At 72.1% G+C, this 19,826-nt stretch carries 26 protein-coding genes; 14 read left to right on the top strand and 12 right to left on the bottom strand.

From position 1 onward, the window contains the following. The first annotated feature begins 148 nt into the window (after positions 1 to 148). Positions 149 to 1,135: a hypothetical protein gene (locus M2302_RS18940; protein ID WP_280839187.1), complete on the top strand. Its 987-nt coding sequence runs from the start codon at positions 149 to 151 to the stop codon at positions 1,133 to 1,135. 91 nt (positions 1,136 to 1,226) lie between these two features. On the opposite strand, the gene M2302_RS18935 is transcribed toward M2302_RS18940, so the two are convergent. Beyond that, positions 1,227 to 1,901, bottom strand: coding sequence for a DUF6766 family protein (locus M2302_RS18935; RefSeq protein WP_280839186.1), 675 nt, complete (start codon positions 1,899 to 1,901; stop codon positions 1,227 to 1,229). Positions 1,902 to 1,983: 82 nt separating this feature from the next. Continuing rightward, entirely contained in the window at positions 1,984 to 2,436 is a 453-nt protein-coding gene (locus M2302_RS18930) for a hypothetical protein (RefSeq protein ID WP_280839185.1), read from the bottom strand. Between the two features lie 19 nt (positions 2,437 to 2,455). On the opposite strand from M2302_RS18930, the gene M2302_RS18925 reads away from it, so the two are divergent. Continuing rightward, positions 2,456 to 2,617 carry a hypothetical protein gene (locus M2302_RS18925; RefSeq protein ID WP_280839184.1) on the top strand — a complete coding sequence of 54 codons (162 nt, stop codon included), beginning with the start codon at positions 2,456 to 2,458 and terminating at the stop codon, positions 2,615 to 2,617. Positions 2,618 to 2,703: 86 nt separating this feature from the next. Next, positions 2,704 to 2,862 carry a hypothetical protein gene (locus M2302_RS18920; RefSeq protein WP_280839183.1) on the top strand — a complete coding sequence of 53 codons (159 nt, stop codon included), beginning with the start codon at positions 2,704 to 2,706 and terminating at the stop codon, positions 2,860 to 2,862. A 51-nt stretch (positions 2,863 to 2,913) separates the two neighbouring features. Here the strand turns inward: M2302_RS18920 and M2302_RS18915 are convergent, their stop codons facing one another. Next, positions 2,914 to 3,321 (bottom strand): four-helix bundle copper-binding protein, encoded by a 408-nt coding sequence (locus M2302_RS18915; RefSeq protein WP_280839182.1) that lies wholly within the window; start codon positions 3,319 to 3,321, stop codon positions 2,914 to 2,916. 819 nt (positions 3,322 to 4,140) lie between these two features. Next, complete coding sequence (locus M2302_RS18910) at positions 4,141 to 4,857, bottom strand: GAF and ANTAR domain-containing protein (RefSeq protein WP_280839181.1); 717 nt, start codon at positions 4,855 to 4,857, stop codon at positions 4,141 to 4,143. Positions 4,858 to 5,427: 570 nt separating this feature from the next. On the opposite strand from M2302_RS18910, the gene M2302_RS18905 reads away from it, so the two are divergent. Both M2302_RS18905 and M2302_RS18900 read left to right on the top strand, forming a co-directional pair. After that, positions 5,428 to 6,054, top strand: coding sequence for a hypothetical protein (locus tag M2302_RS18905; protein WP_280839180.1), 627 nt, complete (start codon positions 5,428 to 5,430; stop codon positions 6,052 to 6,054). Between the two features lie 330 nt (positions 6,055 to 6,384). Then, complete coding sequence (locus tag M2302_RS18900; RefSeq protein WP_280839179.1) at positions 6,385 to 6,582, top strand: hypothetical protein; 198 nt, start codon at positions 6,385 to 6,387, stop codon at positions 6,580 to 6,582. Positions 6,583 to 6,700: 118 nt separating this feature from the next. Here M2302_RS18900 and M2302_RS18895 read toward each other — a convergent pair whose 3' ends face one another. Then, complete coding sequence (locus M2302_RS18895) at positions 6,701 to 7,744, bottom strand: acyl-CoA desaturase (protein WP_280839178.1); 1,044 nt, start codon at positions 7,742 to 7,744, stop codon at positions 6,701 to 6,703. 35 nt (positions 7,745 to 7,779) lie between these two features. After that, entirely contained in the window at positions 7,780 to 7,929 is a 150-nt protein-coding gene (locus M2302_RS18890) for a hypothetical protein (RefSeq protein WP_170285366.1), read from the bottom strand. A 441-nt stretch (positions 7,930 to 8,370) separates the two neighbouring features. Between M2302_RS18890 and M2302_RS18885 the strand changes: the two genes are divergently transcribed. After that, entirely contained in the window at positions 8,371 to 9,093 is a 723-nt protein-coding gene (locus tag M2302_RS18885; RefSeq protein WP_280839247.1) for a SigB/SigF/SigG family RNA polymerase sigma factor, read from the top strand. Positions 9,094 to 9,303: 210 nt separating this feature from the next. On the opposite strand, the gene M2302_RS18880 is transcribed toward M2302_RS18885, so the two are convergent. Beyond that, positions 9,304 to 9,477: a hypothetical protein gene (locus M2302_RS18880; RefSeq protein WP_280839177.1), complete on the bottom strand. Its 174-nt coding sequence runs from the start codon at positions 9,475 to 9,477 to the stop codon at positions 9,304 to 9,306. A 366-nt stretch (positions 9,478 to 9,843) separates the two neighbouring features. Further along, positions 9,844 to 10,167 (bottom strand): nuclear transport factor 2 family protein, encoded by a 324-nt coding sequence (locus M2302_RS18875; protein ID WP_280839176.1) that lies wholly within the window; start codon positions 10,165 to 10,167, stop codon positions 9,844 to 9,846. 276 nt (positions 10,168 to 10,443) lie between these two features. Here M2302_RS18875 and M2302_RS18870 point away from each other — a divergent pair, with 276 nt between their 5' ends. Next, entirely contained in the window at positions 10,444 to 10,644 is a 201-nt protein-coding gene (locus M2302_RS18870) for a hypothetical protein (RefSeq protein WP_280839175.1), read from the top strand. Positions 10,645 to 10,786: 142 nt separating this feature from the next. Here the strand turns inward: M2302_RS18870 and M2302_RS18865 are convergent, their stop codons facing one another. Beyond that, positions 10,787 to 11,005, bottom strand: a complete 219-nt coding sequence (locus tag M2302_RS18865) for a hypothetical protein (RefSeq protein WP_088964186.1) — start codon at positions 11,003 to 11,005, stop codon at positions 10,787 to 10,789. A 149-nt stretch (positions 11,006 to 11,154) separates the two neighbouring features. Beyond that, positions 11,155 to 11,823: a DUF1707 domain-containing protein gene (locus M2302_RS18860; RefSeq protein ID WP_280839174.1), complete on the bottom strand. Its 669-nt coding sequence runs from the start codon at positions 11,821 to 11,823 to the stop codon at positions 11,155 to 11,157. A 172-nt stretch (positions 11,824 to 11,995) separates the two neighbouring features. On the opposite strand from M2302_RS18860, the gene M2302_RS18855 reads away from it, so the two are divergent. From M2302_RS18855 to M2302_RS18845, 3 genes are all read left to right on the top strand, one after another. Continuing rightward, positions 11,996 to 12,424, top strand: a complete 429-nt coding sequence (locus M2302_RS18855) for an ATP-binding protein (protein ID WP_280839173.1) — start codon at positions 11,996 to 11,998, stop codon at positions 12,422 to 12,424. Positions 12,425 to 12,495: 71 nt separating this feature from the next. Then, positions 12,496 to 13,692 (top strand): PP2C family protein-serine/threonine phosphatase, encoded by a 1,197-nt coding sequence (locus M2302_RS18850; protein ID WP_280839172.1) that lies wholly within the window; start codon positions 12,496 to 12,498, stop codon positions 13,690 to 13,692. A 145-nt stretch (positions 13,693 to 13,837) separates the two neighbouring features. Further along, entirely contained in the window at positions 13,838 to 14,593 is a 756-nt protein-coding gene (locus M2302_RS18845) for a GAF and ANTAR domain-containing protein (protein ID WP_280839171.1), read from the top strand. Here the strand turns inward: M2302_RS18845 and M2302_RS18840 are convergent. Further along, complete coding sequence (locus M2302_RS18840) at positions 14,547 to 14,909, bottom strand: STAS domain-containing protein (protein ID WP_280839170.1); 363 nt, start codon at positions 14,907 to 14,909, stop codon at positions 14,547 to 14,549. The two genes, M2302_RS18845 and M2302_RS18840, sit on opposite strands and share 47 nt — an antisense overlap. Positions 14,910 to 15,037: 128 nt before the next feature. After that, complete coding sequence (locus M2302_RS18835) at positions 15,038 to 15,883, bottom strand: DUF3152 domain-containing protein (RefSeq protein ID WP_348529431.1); 846 nt, start codon at positions 15,881 to 15,883, stop codon at positions 15,038 to 15,040. 153 nt (positions 15,884 to 16,036) lie between these two features. On the opposite strand from M2302_RS18835, the gene M2302_RS18830 reads away from it, so the two are divergent. The 4 genes from M2302_RS18830 to M2302_RS18815 all read left to right on the top strand — a co-directional run bounded on the left by M2302_RS18830 (position 16,037) and on the right by M2302_RS18815 (position 19,660). Further along, positions 16,037 to 17,278, top strand: a complete 1,242-nt coding sequence (locus tag M2302_RS18830) for a DUF2786 domain-containing protein (protein WP_280839169.1) — start codon at positions 16,037 to 16,039, stop codon at positions 17,276 to 17,278. Between the two features lie 108 nt (positions 17,279 to 17,386). Continuing rightward, positions 17,387 to 17,755 (top strand): YciI family protein, encoded by a 369-nt coding sequence (locus M2302_RS18825; RefSeq protein ID WP_348529430.1) that lies wholly within the window; start codon positions 17,387 to 17,389, stop codon positions 17,753 to 17,755. Then, positions 17,752 to 19,005, top strand: coding sequence for a sigma-70 family RNA polymerase sigma factor (locus M2302_RS18820; protein WP_280839168.1), 1,254 nt, complete (start codon positions 17,752 to 17,754; stop codon positions 19,003 to 19,005). The genes M2302_RS18825 and M2302_RS18820 overlap by 4 nt, the downstream gene beginning before the upstream one ends. 19 nt (positions 19,006 to 19,024) lie before the next feature. Continuing rightward, positions 19,025 to 19,660, top strand: a complete 636-nt coding sequence (locus tag M2302_RS18815; RefSeq protein ID WP_280839167.1) for a dihydrofolate reductase family protein — start codon at positions 19,025 to 19,027, stop codon at positions 19,658 to 19,660. Positions 19,661 to 19,826: the final 166 nt, after the last annotated feature.

Raw genomic sequence — 19,826 nt, 5'->3', positions numbered from 1 at the left:
GCTTCTGCCCGTACCGCGCCTGACTGATCGGCACGGTTGGTGAAGAAGAAGTCGCATCTGCTGCCGAGCGTCATGACGTCCCAGAATCCTGCGCAGCCCGGCGACACCCCCATCCCTGACCAGCCGCATTTGCTCCCCGGAGAACCGCGTGATCAACAATCTGCCCGTCTGCCGCGCTCACTGGCACGACATCCCCGACATCGTCGATCTTGTCGTCGACCCCTTCGCCGACAGCACCATCGGCGCATGGCTCGTACCCGACGAACACCGCCGACGGGTCATCCTCAGCGCCGTCGTCCGCATCTGGACCGAACACGCTCTGCTGTTCGGCGAGGCCTGTCTCCTGCAGGATCGTTCCGCCGCCGCCGTGTGGCTGCACCGCTACGGTCCCATCTCACCGCCGAGCGGGTACGGCAAGCGGCTCGCTGTCGCCTGCGGCGAGTACGTGGACCGTTTCCTGCACCTCGACGACGTTCTGCACACGCACCGACCGGAAGGCCCGCACAACCACCTGGCGTTCTTCGCCGTCGCACCGAAGCCGTACCGGGCCAGCCGTGCCAGCACCCTGCTCGCCACCAGCAACGCTCGAATGGGCCAGGTGCCGCTGCCCACCTACACGGAGGCGACAACCCTCGCCGACCGGGACCTGTACGCACGGCACGGCTACGTCCCCCTCGCACCATTCACTCTCCCCGACGGCAGCACGATCTACCCCATGTGGCGCACCCCAGGGCAGCGCCGCCCCCGCGACCGCTCATCTCCCGCCGGACGGGATCAGCCCACCCCCACCCTGAACGACCTTCCGATCCGACTCATCCTCGACACCTCCGCCATCCTCGCGTTCACCGAGGGCTCGACCGCCGTGGGCGAAGCGATCGCCAAGGTCGCCAACGAGGGATCCCTCTTCGGGCTACCCGTGATGTGCCTGGCAGACGCAGCCCGATCAGTCGCCGACACCGACCGGCTCGACCTCCTGGTCAACCATCCGGCTGCGGCGGTGCTGACCGTTGACCCACTCCAGTGGAAAACCCTCGCCGCCACCCACCACGCGGTCGGCCGGCTCGACACCGCAGCCGCTCTACTCGCGGCAGCGACCAACGACTGCAGGGTTCTGGCCGGTCAGCCCGGACAGTAGCGGTCCGACCCAGGCAGGCGAACCGTCAGCTCGACGAGTGGCAGGGTGCGTCCGCTCGCCTGGCAGCGGCCGCGAGTTGGTGCTCGCACGCTCAGCCTTCCACTCCGGTGGCAGTATGCGCCGCCCCGACCGGCTTGGATTGCGAGGATCCCCGCTGCCGCAGGTAGATCGACAGGACGACCATCGACGTGACGGCCAGCAGTTCCGACTGCCAGTTCTGCAGGGTGCGGTTCCAGAAGTCGGGCTGGAGCAGGTACTGGCCCCAGGACACCGGATCCTGGAGGTTCCCGAGCTGCTCCTCGTTGTACGCGGCGACCCCGCTGACGGACTGAGCCAGCCACGACAGCACGAAGATCGCGCCCATGACCAGGCCCAACGAGTGGGAGAACAGCGCCTGCCGCAGGCCACCGGCCCGCGCCCACGCCGGCGAGGTTCCGGTGGCGTGGGGGCCGACCATCTGGTCCTCATCCGATTCGCGGCCGGCTTTGTCGAGCTCCTTGGACTCCGGTGAGCCCTTCTGCAGCAGCCAGACGGTCAGGAAGATGTAGAGGAAGAACTGCAGGTACTCCGACTGCCAGTTCTCAGTGACGTCGACGGCGAAACTCGCGGACGTGACGTACCGGCCGAACGAAACCTGCTGCAGACCCTCGCTGAGTTGCTGCTGGTTGAAGTCGGCGTGCCCGGCGAACGCCTGACCGACCAGCGTGACGAGGAACATCAGCCCGAACACCACACCGAGCGAGTTGTCGCGCAGGAACTTCCTCACCGGTGCAGCACCCCCAGCGCGGAGAAGTACACGAGCCCGGCCGCGACCACGAGCAGCAACAGAACGAACTGAGGTCGCATGCTCAGCCTCCCTGGAGCACGCAGTCGTAGGGCCCGTCGCCGCGAGCGGTGCAGCCGACGGCGACCACCCGCCAACCACCGGGAAAGACGGCGAGGAAGACCATGTCGCCGCTGAGCTGGACCTGGGCCCACTGGCCGTACACGCGGCTGCCCGACACCGAGCCCGGCCCGGGCAGGTCCTCCTCCAGGATTGCCTCCGCACACGGCTTGTCGGCAGACTGCTCAAGCTCGGCTGCTGTGTCCGGAGCCAGCAGGGCGCAGGCGGCGGGCCCGTCCTTTGCGGTGACGGCGCTCATCATCCGCATGGTGACGGCAGCCGCCGCGTCACCGCGGTCGGTCACCGGGCCGCAACCTGCCACGGTCGCCACAGCCACGGCTGCGCCCACCGCCCCCCATACCACCCGCACGTAGGGATACATCCCCCGCTCGATGCGCTCCAATCCGAACTCGATCACCCACTCACACGGCCACGAGTTGGTCACCGAGAAGGCGCCGTACAGCCAATTCCGCCGGCAGCGCGTCGAGCGTCTGAGCGACCTGAAGGAGGTCCGGATGGCGTCTGAGGGTGATTTCAGCGTCAACACCCGCGGCCACGACAAGCCGCCTGACGGCGCCGGCCGTCCGGACGCTGGTTGAGGCCGTTTGGCCCCGGTGCGTCCGGGAAGACGAGGGGTGACAGTGGCGCGGAGCCGCCCGCGCCACCGCACCAAGGGGAGGCCGACATGGGTGACCGGGAACGGCTGCATGGACTTCGCCAGCAGGCCCACGACGCGGGCATCGAGGGCAACTCCAAGATGACCGAGGAGCAGCTGCGCGAGGCGCTGCGCAGGGTCGGCAAGGGCGAGCAGCCCCAGATGGCCAAGCACGAGGCCAAGCGGTGACACCGTGAGTGGTGCCGGTGCCGGCCGTGGTGGCCGGCACCGGCGGCTTCGTCAGCCGATGGTGGCGAGCAGGTCCCGGCAGGCCCGCTCGCACGCGCGACACGCGTCGGCGCAGATCCGGCAGTGCTCGTGCCGGTCGGCGTGACCGGCACACTCGTCCGCGCACGACGGCCACGCCATGGCGCACGCGTCCAGCACGGTGCGGCTGATGTTCGCGTCGTAGCCGGTGTGCCGGGACAGTACGCGGGCGGTGGTGGCGCAGATGTCGGCGCAATCCAGGTTCGTCCGCACGCACTTCGCCAGTTCGGCGACCATGTCCTCGCTCAGGCAGGCGTCCGCGCACGCCGTGCAGGCCTGGGCGCAGTCGTTGAGCGCGTCGATCGCGGCGGCCAGCTTCGACCGGTCCAGGTTGATCGACTTCGGGTACGTCTCCAGCATCGACCTGGTGATGCTCGCCATCGGGTCTCCCATCTCTCGCTGGATGCGCCCCTACCCGAAGACCGCCGAGACACACCTCATCGCGCCTGTCCGCAGGGTGCTCGACCGGGTACCGCCCCCACATGGTCAATCCGGTTCCGGTGCGGTCGTCCACCAGGCGCACCCCCACGGGCGGTCACCTCGCCACCGTTCGGGGCATGCCCGCCGAGCCGTTGACGTCTTCCCACGACGTCGGTACGGCATCGGGACCGACATGACCTGCCGGTCAGGACGATGATCGGACGCGCGCGCCGCGGGCCACGGCAGGAACGTGAGGACGACGCCTGGCTCAACGGCCTCCACCGCCGGCTGGACAAGCCGCCCGCGCTCACGTCCAGCTGACCCTGCGCGACGCGGCCCCGTGCGTCACCTACCTGCTGGCGGTGACCGGCACCCCGATGAGCTTGGCCGAAACCACTGCTACCTCGATCCTGACCAGCGATGCGGTCCATCGGACCGGTGACCTCTCACCGCATCCGCGCCTCCCGACGGCCGACGGACACGGCAGCGTCAGGCGGGCACGGACGACATGGGCGTAGCTCCCCTGCTGGATCGAAGCGTCACCCGATTCCGGGGATCCGGCCGGGCGCCGACCCAGACCAGTCCGTCACCTCCTGTGCTGGTGCAGGAGGGCGGTTGCCGTTCCGGTCAGCGGCCGGCCCGGTTCGGTCGCCTCGACCAGCTGCAGGTAGGCCGGTCCGGACACGGTCGCGGGGCCGACGATCCTGGCTCCTGCCCTACCCCACCGGTCGCCGGCTAACACCCGGCCCTGCTCCCGGGCACCAACACGCTCACGGCGCGTCAGTCGCGGGACGTCCCGGCTGCCCGGTCGACGAGGGCCTGGGCCACGTCGCGGACCTTGCGGTTGGAGTCCTGCGACACCTTCGCCAGCACCGCGAACGCCTCCGCCGGGCTGCAGCGGCGCTCGCCCATGACGATGCCCTTGGCCTGCTCGATCACCGCACGGCTCGCCATCGCCTCCTGCATCTGCCGGGCCAGGGTCGCGGTGCTGTCGTAGAGCTGCGCGTTGGCCAGAGCGACCGCGGCGTACGCGGCGAACGTCTCCAGCACCGACACCGAATCGTCGTCGAAGGCGCGCGACGTGCGCGCGTAGACGTTCAGCGCCCCGACGACCGCCTCCTGCATCGGCAGGCCGACCGACACCGAACTGCCCACCCCCGCCTTGCGGCCGCGTTCGCCCCAGTCGGGCCAGCGGTCGTCGGCGGCGAGGTCGGGCACGGACATGATGTCACCGCTGGTCGCGGCCTCCAGGCACGGGCCGCGCCCCTCCGCGTACTGCCGCTCGTCCATGTCGCGGGCCAGGTCGTCGGTGAACGCCGCCGTGTACGCGGTTTCACCGCGTACCAGCGTGACCGACACCTCCACCGGTGTGGGCAGCACCCGCTTGGCCAGTTCCGCGACCCGCTGCAGGACATCGTCGAGACCGACCTCGCCGAGCTTGATACGGCCGAGTTCGGCGAAGGCGTCAGCGGGGTCCGTCGGCAGGGGGCGAGTCATGGCACCAGATCCTCACGACCGGCACGCCCAGCCCGGAACCGAAGCCGAGGAGAACGCGCGGATGGCAGCCCACCTGACGGGCCGCTGCACGGACCCACCAGGGCGGAGCCGGGACCCACGCCACTTCCTTGACGCCGGTTCGCCGCACCCATACCGCGGATGCGAACTACAGAGCCCCAACGTACTCCCCCTGTCGCGGAGAGCGTTACCGCGGAGCACGCAGGATTCGGGATACGAACGAGTCGGCGAGGAGCTCCGGGGCGTGTGGTCCGAGGGCCAGTCCGGCGGATGGCGGCTCGGGCGGGTCACGTGCGACAGGCGCGCGCCGGCGAACAACGCCGTCACCTTCGCAGGGACACGGTCTCATCAGGATCGGAGCCAAGAGGATGGCCGCACAACTGACTGTTCAGTCAGCAGTTGCGTCGATCCGCACCGCGCATCGAAATGGTTCTCTACCATCACGACAGGCCACCACCACATCCTGAAACGGTGCGCAATCGCCTCTTGACGCCTGGTCACTCGACTGCCTTTACGGCAAACTCCTGAACGTTGCTGACGAGGAGATACCCAGTGGATGTTTTCCGCGGCACCTCGATCATTCGCAACACCGTCAGCCAAACCACCTCCACCATCAGTCAGGACCCCCACGCCCCACCGGCCCTCACCGAACACGCCGAGGCCGTCGGCGCGCTCCTCAACGACATGATCACCTGCGTCCTGACCGAGGACACCTGGCCAGGGCCCCTCGTGCTCGTGTCGCTGTGCAGAACCCTGGACATCGACCGCGCGGGGCTGGACCTTCTGGCGCACCACACCCTCACAGCCCTGCTCGCGCAGCAGCCCGGCCCGGAAGCCCTCGTGCGCACAGCAGCCACCTTCGCCGCGGCGACCTGTCACCTACCTGTTGCGGACGATCTGCACCGGAACCGGCACCTGTCCAGACCGACGCATCCAGCCACCGCTCCGGCCGAGACACACCTACCCATGCCACCCACCTGGGCCTGCAGCGGCTGCGCTCACGAATGGCCCTGCGCCACGAAACAGAGCCAACTTCTCGCGGAATTCGGCGGAACCCGGCCCGCGCTCGGCATCTACCTGGGCTCCTGCTTCAGTGCGGCCCTGTTCGATTTACCTCGGGCCAACAAACAACAGCTACGACACCGCTTCCTCGGCTGGCTACCGCGAGAGACCTTCTAGGCGAGACGGCGGCAGCTACGCCTACCGCCACTCGTCCTGCGCACCATTCCTCACTCGTAGGAATTCGGCGGGAGGACCGAGCAGCGCCGGCACCGCCGTTTCGGCAGAGGGTGGCACCGCGCGTGGCGGCCGGCGGGCGGCCCGCTGCGGCGGCGGTGCACGACGGACGGCAATGCCGGGTAAGGTTCGGGGTGTGTCGCCGGGCGGTCGCCCGTGATCGAGACACCGCCACCGAGCGCCAGTGCGAGCGCCGGCCGGTTACCACGAATGCCGCGGCGAGAACTCCCCGCGAACCAGTGCGCTCCTCACCTGCCGAAATGGGACTGTTGCATGACATCGAACGACAATGATCGCTCCGCGTTGTTTCTCGCCACGCCGACTACCGACGAGCGCGACGACCCGGGCGTCACCTTCGACGGCAGCGAGGAGGCGATGCGGCAGCTGCGCCATCCCTTCACGGTGACCCCGACCCGCCCCTCGAAGCGGCCGACGGCGACCAGGGGTGACGACCCGGAGCAGCGCGACTGACCCGACGCCGTCGGCCACCCGTCCCACCGACCACGGGCAGGCCGCGGTCGAGGAGCGGCCGAGCAGGCCGACGCCTTCGGGACCGGACCAGACCCACGAGGTACGCGGGTACCCGGCTTCAGCGCAGTGCGGCGTCCGGCCGCGGCTCGCCGGATCCGATGTCGTCCAGGTGGCGCAGTGCCTCGGCCCACGAGCGGCCGAGGGTGGTCTCGTGGTAGTCGATGTCGTGCTCGGCGCAGAACCGGCGGATCAATGGCCGGGCGTGGCGCAGGTTGGGGCACGGCATGCTCGGGAACAGATGGTGTTCGATCTGATAGTTCAGCCCACCGAGCAGGGCGTCGACGAACCGCCCACCGCGCACGTTGCGGGAGGTGAGGACCTGCCTCCGCAGATAGTCGAGGTTGTCCTCGGCGTCGAGGATCGGCATGCCCTTGTGGTTGGGCGCGAACGAGCAGCCGAGGTAGAGGCCGAGCAACCCCTGGTTGACCGCGATGAACGCGACGGCCTGCGCCGGGCTCAACACCAGGAGGATGGCGGCGAGGTAGCCGCCCAGGTGCAGGGCGAGCAGTCCGACTTCGGCGGGCCGACGCGCGATGTGGCGTGGGCCGAGGAGGGCCTTCACGCTGTTGGCGTGCAGGTGCAGGCCTTCCAGCAGGAGCAGCGGGAAGAACAGGTACGCCTGGGAGCGGACGACGAGCGCGCCGAGGCCGCGCCGTCGCCGGGCCTGGCCGGCGGTGAAGGACAGCGGCGCCACGGTGATGTCGGGGTCCTTGCCCTCGGTGTTCGGGTGGGCGTGGTGCCGGTTGTGCTTGTCCACCCACCAGCCGTAGCTGAGCCCGGTCAGCAGGTTGCCGTGCACTATGCCGATCAGGTCGTTCCCGCGCCGCGTACGGGCTATCTGCCGGTGCCCGGCGTCGTGGCCGATGAATCCGGCCTGCGCGAAGACCACCGCGAGGGCCGCGGCGACGCCCAGCTGCCACCATGATTCACCCAACCGGGCGAACAGACCCCACAGCCCGACGAAGGATGCGACGACGAGGCCGATCCGCACGGTGTAGTGCCCCCGCCGCCGCTCGAGTAGACCCGCGGCCCGCACCTGCCGGGACAGGTCGGCGTAGTCACTGCCGCGCTGGCGGTCGGCGCCAATGCTGGTGTCACTCACGATCGCATGTCCAGCCGTTGCAGTCCGCCAGTTGATCAGCGGCGTCGACCCGGTCCTCCGGTCACCCGCTCCATGAGCTGTCGAAGCTTCTGCTGGGTGCTGGGTTTGGCCGCCTGGGTGCGGCCGAACCGCATCAGGTCACGACCCTTCGGGCTGTTGAGCAGACCCTTGATCCGTTCAGTCATTGATCCCGACGTCACGATGCACTCCCTCCTGACGGCCGGCTGCCGGCTGACCCGGTGCCCTTTCACCTTCAGTGTCAGCCATCGCCGAGCCGTGTCGGGGCGGATTGGGTGATCCTCCTGCCGTCGTCGAGTCACCGGCCGCCACGCTGGGACGCCTCATACTTTCGGCTAGCAATTGATCCGCCTTTCGGGTAGCGTTCGCGGTATCAAGTGAACGACATGACGCGGTGGCGAGGCCCGTGATCGTGGCCTTGCGACAGCGCACCAGCCCGTACGTGCGCTCCGGCGACAGCCGGTTCGGAGATCTTCCGGTCGTTTCGATCAGCGGGCCCGTGCGGGAAGGCCACACTCATGGTCACCACCTTCGAACCGACGACCAGCACCCGCTTCGGCCAGCGCAGCAGCGTGCAGAGCGCCGACAGCGCGGATGCCCTCCTGGCGATGATGGCCACCACTCCGGCCGGCGACCCCCGTCGCCCGGCGCTGCGGGAACGCGCCATCGAGGCGTGGTTGCCGCTCGCCCGCCACCTGGCACGCCGTTACTCGGGACGCGGCGTACACGACGAGGATCTGGCCCAGACCGCGGTGGTCGGGCTGATCAAGGCCGTCGACAACTTCGACTCCACCCGGGGCGTCGACTTCACCGGGTACGCCATCCCGACCGTCATCGGCGAGATCAAGCGGTACTTCCGCGACCGTACCTGGGCCGTGCGGGTGCCCCGCCGCCTGCAGGAGCTTCGTCTGTCGATCACCGAGGCCAACAGCACCCTCAGCCACACCCTGGGGCGCTCACCGACCGTGGCCGACATCGCGACCTACCTCGACCTGCCCGAGGAGACGGTCCTGGAAGGACTGGAAGGGGCCCGCGCCTACCGCGCCACCTCCCTGTCCACACCGACCGGTGCCGACGGCAGCACGGAACTCGGCGACACCCTCGGCGCCCACGACCACGGCCTCGACCTCGTCGAACTCCGCGTCGCCCTCGGCCCGGCCCTCGCCACCCTGCCGGAACGCGAACGCCGGATCCTGAACATGCGCTTCCACGGCAATCTCACCCAGGGCCAGATCGCCGAGCAGATCGGCATCTCGCAGATGCACGTCTCCCGGCTCATCACCCGAGCGCTGGCCACCCTGCGCGGCCACTTCGCCGACGAGCGCCCCTGAGCAGCCGGGCCATCAGGCCCGCGCAGCGCCCGCGGTCGCCGCACCTGCGATCGGGCGGCGGCGTACGTCCACAGCGGTGAGCCAGGGGTGGCGGCAGTCAGGCCGCGGTGCGGGCTGGTGCGGGCAGGCGCTCCGGCACCGCCTTCCCAGCCCCGGCCCCGGTGACCGGTGACTGGCCGCCGAACTGGTCGCTCTCGATGTGCGCCACCCTCATCGGGACGGTGCGTCCACGAGGTCGGCCGGATCGAGATGCAGGGTGGCGAACAGCCCGACGTGCTGCGCCGGGTCCACCAGTTCCGGCAGCTCGCGTTCGATCCAGTCGGCCCTCATCTGCTGGCCGCGTTCGCGAAGGACGGTGACGATCCGGTCTCTGGCGATCCTCATACGGGTGCTCCCTTGCGTGAAGCCGTCCGAGGCGGTCGCGCTCACGGACGGCGGTGTGGTTGCGCCGGTCGATCCACCGCCGGCTGTCGGGGCGGGGCGACCCTGAACCGTGCGTGACCGGCGGATCGTGCGTCGGGACGTGGTAGGCGATCAGCCAGCACGGCGAGCAGCTGTCCCGATGGGGATAACGATTGGTCAAGGCCGCCTTGAACCGGCGGCGACGGCACCTGACGGCCACCGGGGGCCCGGGCGACAAGCCAACGGTACGCCTCACGGCCTGGATCGGCACAATCACCGGGGGCAGGGCCTCCGGTGAACCCCCTCGGTGGCCGAGGCGTGGCTGGCGCGGTCGGCCCGCTCTCCTGTTCAGGGCGCGATGCGCAGCCGGCGGATCTGCCGGTCGTCATACTCCGCGAAGCGGAAGCGCAGGCCGGCGACGGGGCTGCCGGGAAAGTCCCCGCTGATGGTGGCGGTCACCACCGTCCCCGCCGAGGTGTCCTCGACGTCGGTGATCTCGTACGACACCAGGGGCGTGGCCCGGCGCCAGGCGCGGATCGCCTCGATCCCCCGGTGCTCCCTGCCCTCGTCCTCGATGACCGCGTCGTCGGCGAAGAGCGCGAAGTAGGCGTCCCGGTCCGGCTGGCCGGCCAACGCGAAGTAGCGACGGATGATCTCGGGTGAGTCGGTCATCGGAGCCCTCCGGTGGACGTGCGTCGGTCAGACGGTCGGGATGAGATCGCCTTCGAAATGCGCCGGGAAGGTGCGCGACGACGGCGCGAGAGTCACTGGCCGAGCGACCCACCTACGTCACGCAACGTCACGACCCACCCGAGGATCATCGCACTGCTGAAGGCGCCCGCGGACGTCATCGCCACCGCACTGGCCGGCCAGCGCACTGCGCCCAGCGCAGCCCAGGTCGGAACGACTACGGCCCCGCCTGACGGGTAGGAAGTGGCGTGAGCGCGCGTGCGGACTGTCCCCCCGGCTGCGGAGCGGCGCCCCCGACCCGCCCGCCGGCGGACGGACCGTCCCGGGCCGCCCGATGACCGCTTCTCGGGCACGATCGTCGTGTCGCAGTTGGGCATCGTGGTGAGCGAGACGCTCCAGGCGTCCGGCCTCGACATGGCGGAGGCGAACCGGCAGGCCGGCATCGCGGCGGGCATCTGAACGCACCGGCCCCGGGCCACCACGGCCGCCCGACGTACCGTGATCAACGTTTTTGGTACCTGACGCGGACGGCGGAACCCCGGCGGCGCGGACCACCACGCCGGCGGGGGTCGGCGTCAGTTTCGCGCGAACCCGCCCGCGCTCAGCGGGGCAGCTCGCGCCACGCGGGATTACCCCCGCGCCACGCCCCGGCGAGAATGCTCGCCGAGGTACGACTCGGACACTCCTGCACCTTCGAGCGGCCGTAGGCGCCGCCGATCTGTGCCTGTACCTCCCAGCGCAGCCCGTCGCTGCGGATGTACACGTCGCGACGGCCGCGTGCCGTCGCGTCCCCGTTCCACCAATGCTCCTCGACGATCACCTCGCGACGGTATCTCAACCGGCGTCCGATCGGCATCGCCCGGTGGCCCACTACCGCAGCTCGATCGGCCGTTCGGGCGGCCGGACCTCGGCGAAACGGACCGCTTTCGGTCCCACCGTCGCAGTCCGGGCGACCGGACCGGCCAGTCGTCAGTCGTCGGAGTCGGGCGACCAGTTCTCCAGCTTCCTGCGCTTCTTCTCCTGCTTGCGCAACCGCAGCTCCCGCTCGGAGGGCTTGCGCTTGATCGCCACCCCGCCCCAGAGGGCGAACCCGCCGACGGTGACCGTCGGCGCACCCGGCGCGCCCGGCCCGGTGGCCCGGTGGTCGAAGCCACCCATCACCCCGACCCCGGTCACGTGCACGGTGGCCTGCTCGGGCACCCAGATCTCCAGGCCCCCCATCAGGGCGTAGGCCTTGATCCGCACCGCACCCACGGTGAAGATCGCGTCACGCAGGTCGACCAGCCCGCCACCCCAGAACGCCAGGCAGGTGAACTCGGGGCCGACGCTCCACGGGCCGGACCGTTCGAACTTGCCGGCCAGGGCGTAGCCGCTGCGCGACACCGGCGCCGGGGCGACGTACGCCGGCGGCGGGGGCGGGAACAGCGAGAACCCCACGGCGGGGAGGTCGTGGGTCAGGGGTTCCAGTTCGGCGTAGGTGCGGGCGGCGTAGACCCGGCCCAGCCGCTCGTCCAGCTCGCCCAGGTCGAGCCGGCCCTCGGCCGCCGCCTCCCGCAGCACCGCCGCGACCCGCTCCCGGTCGGCGTCGGAGGTACGGATCTGTCCCGGGTGCACCGGTTCCGGAATGAGCTCGCTCACATAGAGGAGGGTAGAACAACCACGCACCCGGCCGGGCCCGCGCCACCCGCCCGACGGGGGCCCGCGGCGGGTCGCCGCAGGCCGGGACGGCGGCCTGCGGCGGGGCACTGTCCAGGTCACGACACCCGGGGGGAACCGCTTAGGACGCGGCTACGGAGGGTAAACCGGGACCATGGCACAGCTGCGCACCTCACCCCCGTCGCCGCAGGCTACCGAGCTGCGGCGGTGGCAGCTGTCCAGTCCCGCCGACCTGCGCGGCCTGCGGGCGTCCCTGCACCAGGCGCTGACCGGCGAGGAACTGCTCGCCGGGGAGAAGCTGGACGAGGTGCCCGAGCTGATGGTCCTGGTCGCCAGCGAGCTGGCCACCAACGCCCTGCGGCACGGCATCCCGCCCACCATCGTGCGCCTGCTGGTCGCCGAGGACCGGTTCATCCTGGAGGTCGCCGACCACGACCTGAGCACCATCCCGGAGCTGGTCGACACCCGTCCGATGGGGGCCGGCGGGCGCGGGCTCCAGATCGCCGAGGCCGTCTCGCTGGGCGTCGGCTGGTACGCCACCGACGGCACCAAGAACATCTGGGCCGCCTTCCCCCGGAGCTGACCGGCCGGCGTTCCGAGCGGTGGCCGGCGGGGTACCCGTACCGGCAGGCGGGCGGCAGGACGGAGGCGACGGTGAGCGAGCGGGCAGCGCTGCACGGACTGCTGCGTCACTCCCACCACGCGCGCCCGGAGGACCTGCCGGCGCTGGCCCGACGGATGGCCACCGAACTCGGCGCCACCTCGATGCGCATCCACGTGGTCGACCACGAGCAGCGGGAGCTGCTGCCGATGGACGACGAGGCCGCCGACCGGGGCTCGCTGGCCGTCGACGGCACCCTGGCCGGGCGGGCGTACGCGATGATGCGCCCGTACGCCGCCGACGGCGGGCCCGGGCCGGCGCGGCTGTGGGTGCCGCTGCTGGACGGGCTGGAACGGCTGGGCGTGGTCGAGGTGCTCTCCGCCGAGCCGATCCCCGCCGACCGGGTCTCCGAGTTCGAGGCGGCCTGCGCGCTGCTGTCGGAGCTGGTGGTCACCCGGTCCAGCTACAGCGACACCGTGGAGCTGGTGCGCCGCCGCGCGCCGATGCGGATGGCCGCCGAGATGCTCCGCGCCCAACTGCCGCCGCTGACCTTCTCCACGGGCAGCATGACCATCAGCGGCATCCTGGAGCCCAGCTACGACGTGGGCGGGGACGCCTTCGACTACGCGGTCAACGGCGACATCGCCCACCTGGCGCTCTTCGACGCGGTGGGGCACGGCTCGCACGGCGGGATGCGGGCGGTGATGCTGGCCAGCCTGGCGCTGGCCGCGTACCGCAACGCCCGGCGGTCCGGTCGCGACCTGGTCGCCACCTACCACCACATCGACACGGTGGTCCGCGACCACGACCGGCGGGGCCTGATCACCGGCGTGCTGGCCGAACTCGACCAACGCAACGGCCGGCTGCGGGTGATCTCCGCCGGGCACCCGAGCGGCCTGGTGCTGCGCCGGGGACGGGTGGCGATCGTGCTGCCCACCCCGACCGCGCTGCCGGTCACCCTCGGCGAGCACCGGGCGCCGGTGGTGGTCGAGGAGGACCTGGAGCCCGGCGACGACGTGCTCTTCCACACCGACGGGATCACCGAGGCGCGCTCCGCCGACGGCGCGGCCTTCGGCGTCGACCGGCTGGTCGACTATGCCGTCCGGGCGCTCGCCGACGACCTGCCGCTGCCGGAGACCGCCCGCCGCCTGGTGCACGCGATCCTCGCCTACCAGGACCACCAGCTCGTCGACGACGCGACCGTGCTGCTGGTGCGCTGGCACGGCCCCGCCCGGCAGCCGTTGACCTGATCACCCACCGGATTGACGCGCGGCGCGCCGGGGTATCGGCGGATTCGTCAAGGACCGCGTCGGGGTCGGTGACGTGCCGGAACCCCGAATGCGGTGGGGAGGAGGCACCGTGCCGGCCAACGATCAACCACATTCCCGACCTGCTGTGTCCCCTCCCGCCGGCGGGGACGGGGCGACCGGCGGTCACGCCCTCGCCGCCCGGCTCGCCATGCTCGCCCGCGAGTTCCAGGGCGAACGGACGGTGGAGGACACCCTGCGGGCCATCGTGCACGCGGCCGTGGACACCGTGCCCAGCGCCTGGCACGCCGGGATCACCGAGATCGAGGGGCGGCGCCGGGTGAGCACCCCCGCCGGCACCGGCGAGGTGGTGCTGCGGGTCGACCGGGCGCAGTACGAGACCGGCGAAGGTCCCTGCCTCACCTCGGCGTACACCGAGCGGACCGTCCGGCTGCCCGACGTGGACACCGAGGAGCGCTGGCCCAGGTTCATCGCCCGCGCGCGGGAGTTGGGCGTCGGCAGCATGCTGTCGTTCCAGCTCTACGTCGCCCGGGACAATCTGGGCGCGCTCAACCTCTACGCCCGGGAGCCGCACGCCTTCACCGGCGAGTCGGAACGGGTCGGGCTGCTCTTCGCCTCGCACGCCGCCGTGGCGGTCGCCGACGCGCGGCGACTCGACCAGCTCAGCCGGGCGCTGGACGTACGGGACCTGATCGGCCAGGCCAAGGGCATCCTGATGGAACGGCACCGGCTCACCGGCGCCCAGGCCTTCGAGCTGCTGGTGATGGCGAGCCAACGAATCAACGTCAAGCTGGTCGACGTGGCCCGCGACCTGGTGGAGACCGGCGAGCTGAGCGTCACCGGCCAGCCGGAGCGAGCCCGAGCAGGGCGAGCACCCCGGTGATCTCCAGGACCCGACGCACGACGGGCTGCGCGTTCGCCACCACCAGCGGGCAGTCCCGGTCGGCGGCCCAGGCGTATGCGTCGAGCAGGACGTGGACGCCGGAGGAGTCCAGGAAGGGCACCTCGGCGAGGTCCACCTCGACGGGGGTGCCGGTGAGGTCGGCCAGCACGGCGTCCAGCGCCGCGCGCAGCTCGCCGGAGGTGGCGAAATCCACCTCGCCGGCGACGCTCACCCGCAGGAGGTGGCCGATGTTGGTGAGAGTGATCCGGAGGTCGGCCGCCGATGTCGACAACAGCTGCCCAGGCTCGGTGTGCACTGCACTGCTCCCTACGCCCACCGGGCTCGTTCCCTCGTAGCAGAAGGCAGAGACCAGCGCAGCCAGCCTAGCCGCAGCCGACGGGGAAAGCACGGTTCCGTCCCGTGGGCGGGACACCGACGCCGGGGTCAGTCCCCGGCCGGCACCGGGTCGTCGTACTCGCCGGGACGGCCGGTGTGCAGGGTGCCGTCGACGTACGGCCAGGCGTTCGGCGCGCAGCCGTGCAGCCCCAGCGTCTGCTGCTGCATCACCGGGGCCGGCGCGCCCCGGGCCGGGCACAGCTCGTGTCCCATGCCGAGCCGGTGGCCGACCTCGTGGTTGAGCACGTACGCCCGGTAGGTCGCCAGGTCACCGCCGAACCCGGGCACCCCGCGCGCCCAGCGGGCCACGTTGACCACCACCCGGTCCCCGTTGCGGCAGGAGGTGTAGCGGTCGTCGGCGTCCCCGCACAGGTCGGCGCGGGTCGCCGGGGTGGTCAGCAGCACGGTGAAGTCGGCCGCGACGTCCGGGCCGACCCGTTGCAGCCGCCACCGCCCCCCGCCCGTCCAACCCCGGCGGTCGGCGAGCACCACGGCCACCTCCCGGCCGAGGAGTTCCACGTCCACCTCGTCGATGCCGCCCTCGACCGCCACCCGGTACCGCAGCAGCTCGCCCGCGCGTCCGGCCACCGCACCCCGGGCGGTCGCCGTCCGCCAGGTGCCCGTACCCCGCTCGGGGTAGCCCAGGACGGGAGCGGTGGGCGTCGCCGCCGGCCGGCCCGGTGCGGCGGCCACCGCCGCGCGGGCCGGCGCGGGCGCCCGGCGGACGTCACCGACCAGCTCGCCGAGGTCCAGCTCGCCGCGCCCGGCCGCCCAGGCGCCGCCGCCCAGGCCGGCGACCACCACCAGCGCCAGCACCACCGCGCCCGCCCGGGCCCCGCGACGACCACGGTGCCGGCTGCGGTCGGCCGACCCGCTCACCGTGAGGCTGCCCACCCTCGACCCTCCGTCCGCTCGGGCAGTAGTACGCGGACGGGGCCCGTGCGGATGAGTGATCCGGCTGTCGAATTCGCACCCGGTACCGTTGCCGGGCAGACACTCCCGACGATCCGGACACCACCCGGGCGTCTTGCCCAGGAAGGACCACCCGTGCCGGACGCCCACGCCCTCATCGCCGACGCGGTCGCGGCGGTGCGCGGCACCGACGTACGCGACGCGGAGCGGAAGCTGGACCGGCTCGTGGTCGGCACCGGCGCCCCGGACGGCACGGCGGTGGTGGACGCCGCCCTCCTCGACCGCCTGGCGGGTGCCCTCGCCCGCCTCTGGCCGCGCGGCTGGCAGCCGGTCGACGTGGCCCGGATGGTGACCCGTCGCCTCGGCGCGCGACCCGGCCGGCTGGTACGCGACGCGGTCGCCGCGCAGCGGCGGGGGCAGGCCGGCGACGTCCCGCCGTGGTGGGACGAGCAGCTCGACGGACTGGCGGCCCGGGTGTGGTGGGACGACGACGCCGGCTGGCTGGCCCGGTGGGCCGCCCGCGAGGGCGAGGACCGGATCACCGCGCTGCGCGACGCGGTCGAGGTGCTGGCGCTGCTGGACGGCCTGCCGCCGATCGCGATGCTGCGCCCGCCGCCGGGCGGGGACGGGCCGGCCGTGGCCCGGCGCGCCGCCCCGGGGCGCAGCGGTTCGGTGATGCTCGACCGGGTGCGGGCGCTGCTGGCCAAGGCCGAGTCGACCACCTTCCCGGCCGAGGCGGAGGCGCTGACCGGCAAGGCGCAGGAGTTGATCGCCCGGCACAGCCTGGACCGGGCGATGGTCGAGGCCACCGCGGAACGCCCCGACCTGCCCGGCGGGATGCGCCTGAGCACCGACGCCCCGTACGCCGGGGCTAAGGCGCTGCTGGTGCAGGAGGTGGCGGCGGCGAACCGGTGCGAGTCGGTCTGGAACGACGACCTGGGCTTCGCCACCGTGCTCGGCTTCGCCGGCGACCTGGAGGCGGTCGAGCTGCTCTACACGTCGCTGCTGGTGCAGGCCACCGCGGCGATGCTGCGCGGGCGCGCCGAGCGCAAGCGGGGCAGCAGCCGGCGGACCAAGGCGTACGACGAGTCGTTCCTGCACGCGTTCGCGCTGCGCATCGGGGAACGGCTGCGGGCCGCGACCGAGGAGGCCGACCGGCAGGCGGCCGAGGCGACCGGCCCGGAACGGCTTTTACCCGTGCTGGCCGCCCGCTCCGACGCGGTCCGCGAGCGGATGGAGAGCCTCTTCCCCGGCGTCACCCGGGCCCGGCTGACCATCCGGGACGCCGACGGCTGGCACTCCGGCACCTCCGCCGCCGACCGGGCCTCGCTGCACGCCGGCACGCCATCGCCCCGGCCGCTGCCCGGCCGGAGCTGACCGCTCGGGCAGAATTCTTTTCGGCGGCGGTGTCGGATCCAGCGGGCGGGCTCCGACCTGTCATCGAGGGCCACGAACGGCGTGGCCAACCGACGTCAGGAGCACCACGTGAAGTACATGTTGCTGATCTGGAACCGGCCCGGCTTCGTCGAGGGCCTCTCCGAGCAGGAGCGCACCGCGCTCTTCGGCGAGGTCGACGAGATCATGAAGGAGCTGACCGAGTCCGGCGAGCTGGTCGGTGGCCAGGCGCTGGCCGACCCGTCGCAGACCCGGACGGTCCGGCTCCGTGGCGAGCACCCCGAGGTGACCGACGGGCCGTTCATGGAGAGCAAGGAGCAGTTCGCCGGCTACCTGATGGTCGACTGCGACAGCCCGGAGCGGGCCGTCGAGATCGCTGCGCGCTGGCCCGACGTCCGGATGGGCTTCGGCGTGCTGGAGGTGCGCCCGGTGATGGACGAGGCCGGGACCGAGATGTGACACCTCGGGAGGTGGAGGACCTGCTGCGCGCCCTCGCGCCGCAGGTCCTCGGCATCCTGGTCCGCCGGCACGGCGCCTTTTCCGCCTGCGAGGACGCGGTGCAGGAGGCGCTGCTGGCCGCCGCCACGCAGTGGCCGGAGCGGGGGGTGCCGGACAATCCCCGCGCCTGGCTGCTCACCGTCGCCGGCCGTCGGCTGACGGACGAGTGGCGCAGCGAGCGGGCCCGCCGCGACCGCGAGGTCGCCGTCGCGCTCCGGGAGCCGGCGTACGCGACGGTCGCCCCGCCCGCCGACGAGTCGCCGTCCACCGGGGACGACAGCCTCACCCTGTTCTTCCTCTGCTGCCATCCGGCGCTGCCCCGCTCGGCGCAGCTGGCGCTGACCCTGCGCGCGGTGGGTGGGCTGAGCACGGCGCAGATCGCGCAGGCGTTCCTGGTGCCGGAGCCGACCATGAGCCAGCGCATCCGCCGGGCCAAGCAGCGCGTCGAGGCAGCCGGCGCGCGGTTCGTCATGCCGTCGCCGGCCGAGCGGGACGAGCGGCTGCGGACCGTGCTGCACGTGCTGTACCTGATCTTCAACGAGGGCTACACCGCCTCCAGCGGGGCGGACCTGCACCGGGCCGAGCTGACCGGCGAGGCGATCCGGCTGACCCGCCAGCTGCACCGGGCGCTGCCCGACGACGGCGAGGTCGCTGGCCTGCTCGCGCTGATGCTGCTCACCGACGCGCACCGGGCGGCGCGGACCGGGCCGGGCGGGGAACTGGTCCCGCTCGCCGAGCAGGACCGGAGCCGATGGGACCGGGCCGCCATCGCCGAGGGGGTGGCCCTGGTGACCGAGGCGCTGACCTGGTCGCCGCCGGGCCCGTACCAGCTCCAGGCGGCGATCGCGGCGGTGCACGCCGAGGCGCCCGCCGCCGAGCGGACGGACTGGCCGCAGATCGTCGCGCTCTACCGCGTGCTGGCGGCCGTGTCGCCGAACCCGATGGTCACCCTCAACCGGGCCGCCGCGGTGGCCATGGTGGACGGTCCGCGCGCCGGGCTCGCCCTGCTCGCCCCGCTCGACGCCGACGAGCGGATCGCCGGCCACCACCGGCTGGCCGCCGTCCGGGCCCACCTGCTGGAGCTGGCCGGGGAGCGGGCGGCGGCGCGGGAGGCGTACCTGCTGGCGGCTCGGCGGACCACCAGCCTGCCGGAGCGGCGCTACCTGGAGGCGCGCGCGGCCCGGCTGGCGGGGACCGATGAGTTCCGGTGACGACGGGAGTCCACCCCGCATGACCACAGTGAGCTGTCAGATCTCGATGTCGTTGGACGGGTACGTGGCGGGGCCGGACCAGAGCCGGCAGGACCCGCTGGGTCGGGGCGGGCTGCGCCTGCACGAGTGGTTCTTCGGGTTGGACGCCTGGCGGGAGCGGCACGGGCTGGCCGGTGGGGAGCGCGGCGTCGACGCCGAGGTGGTCGACGAGCTGACCCGGGACGTCGGGGCGTACGTGATGGGACGCCGGATGTTCGGCGGCGGCGACGGGCCGTGGGACCTCGACTGGACCGGCTGGTGGGGCGAGGACCCGCCGTTCCGTACGCCGGTCTTCGTGCTCACCCACCATCCGCGCGAGACGCTGGTGATGCGCGGCGGGACGGAGTTCCGGTTCGTCACCGACGGGCTCGCCGCCGCGCTGCGGCAGGCCCGGGAGGCGGCCGGTGACCGGGTGGTCTCGGTGGCGGGCGGCGCGAGCACGGTCAACCAGTGCCTGGCGGCGGGGCTGCTGGACACCCTCCATCTGCACCTGGTGCCGATCGTGCTCGGGGCCGGCGAACGGCTCTTCGAGGGGGTCGGCGACCCCCGACTGGAGCAGGTGTCGGTGGTCGCCGGCCCGACCGTCACCCACGTGACCTACCGGGTACGGCGCTGAGCATCTGGTCGGCCGGTCGGGGCAGGGGTCGCTCGCTGTGGAGCTGATGTCGTGAACGAATCACGGGTGGGATGGACTGCCGTCGGCCACCGGCCCCGATCGGTGATTCATCTACGACATCAGCTCCACAGCGTCTGTGGCACGCCTGTGGTTACCGCTCAGCGGG

The sequence above is a fragment of the Micromonospora sp. A200 genome, assembly GCF_029893845.1.
GTDB lineage: Bacteria > Actinomycetota > Actinomycetes > Mycobacteriales > Micromonosporaceae > Micromonospora > Micromonospora purpureochromogenes.
This window is presented reverse-complemented; position numbering and strand designations above follow the sequence as displayed.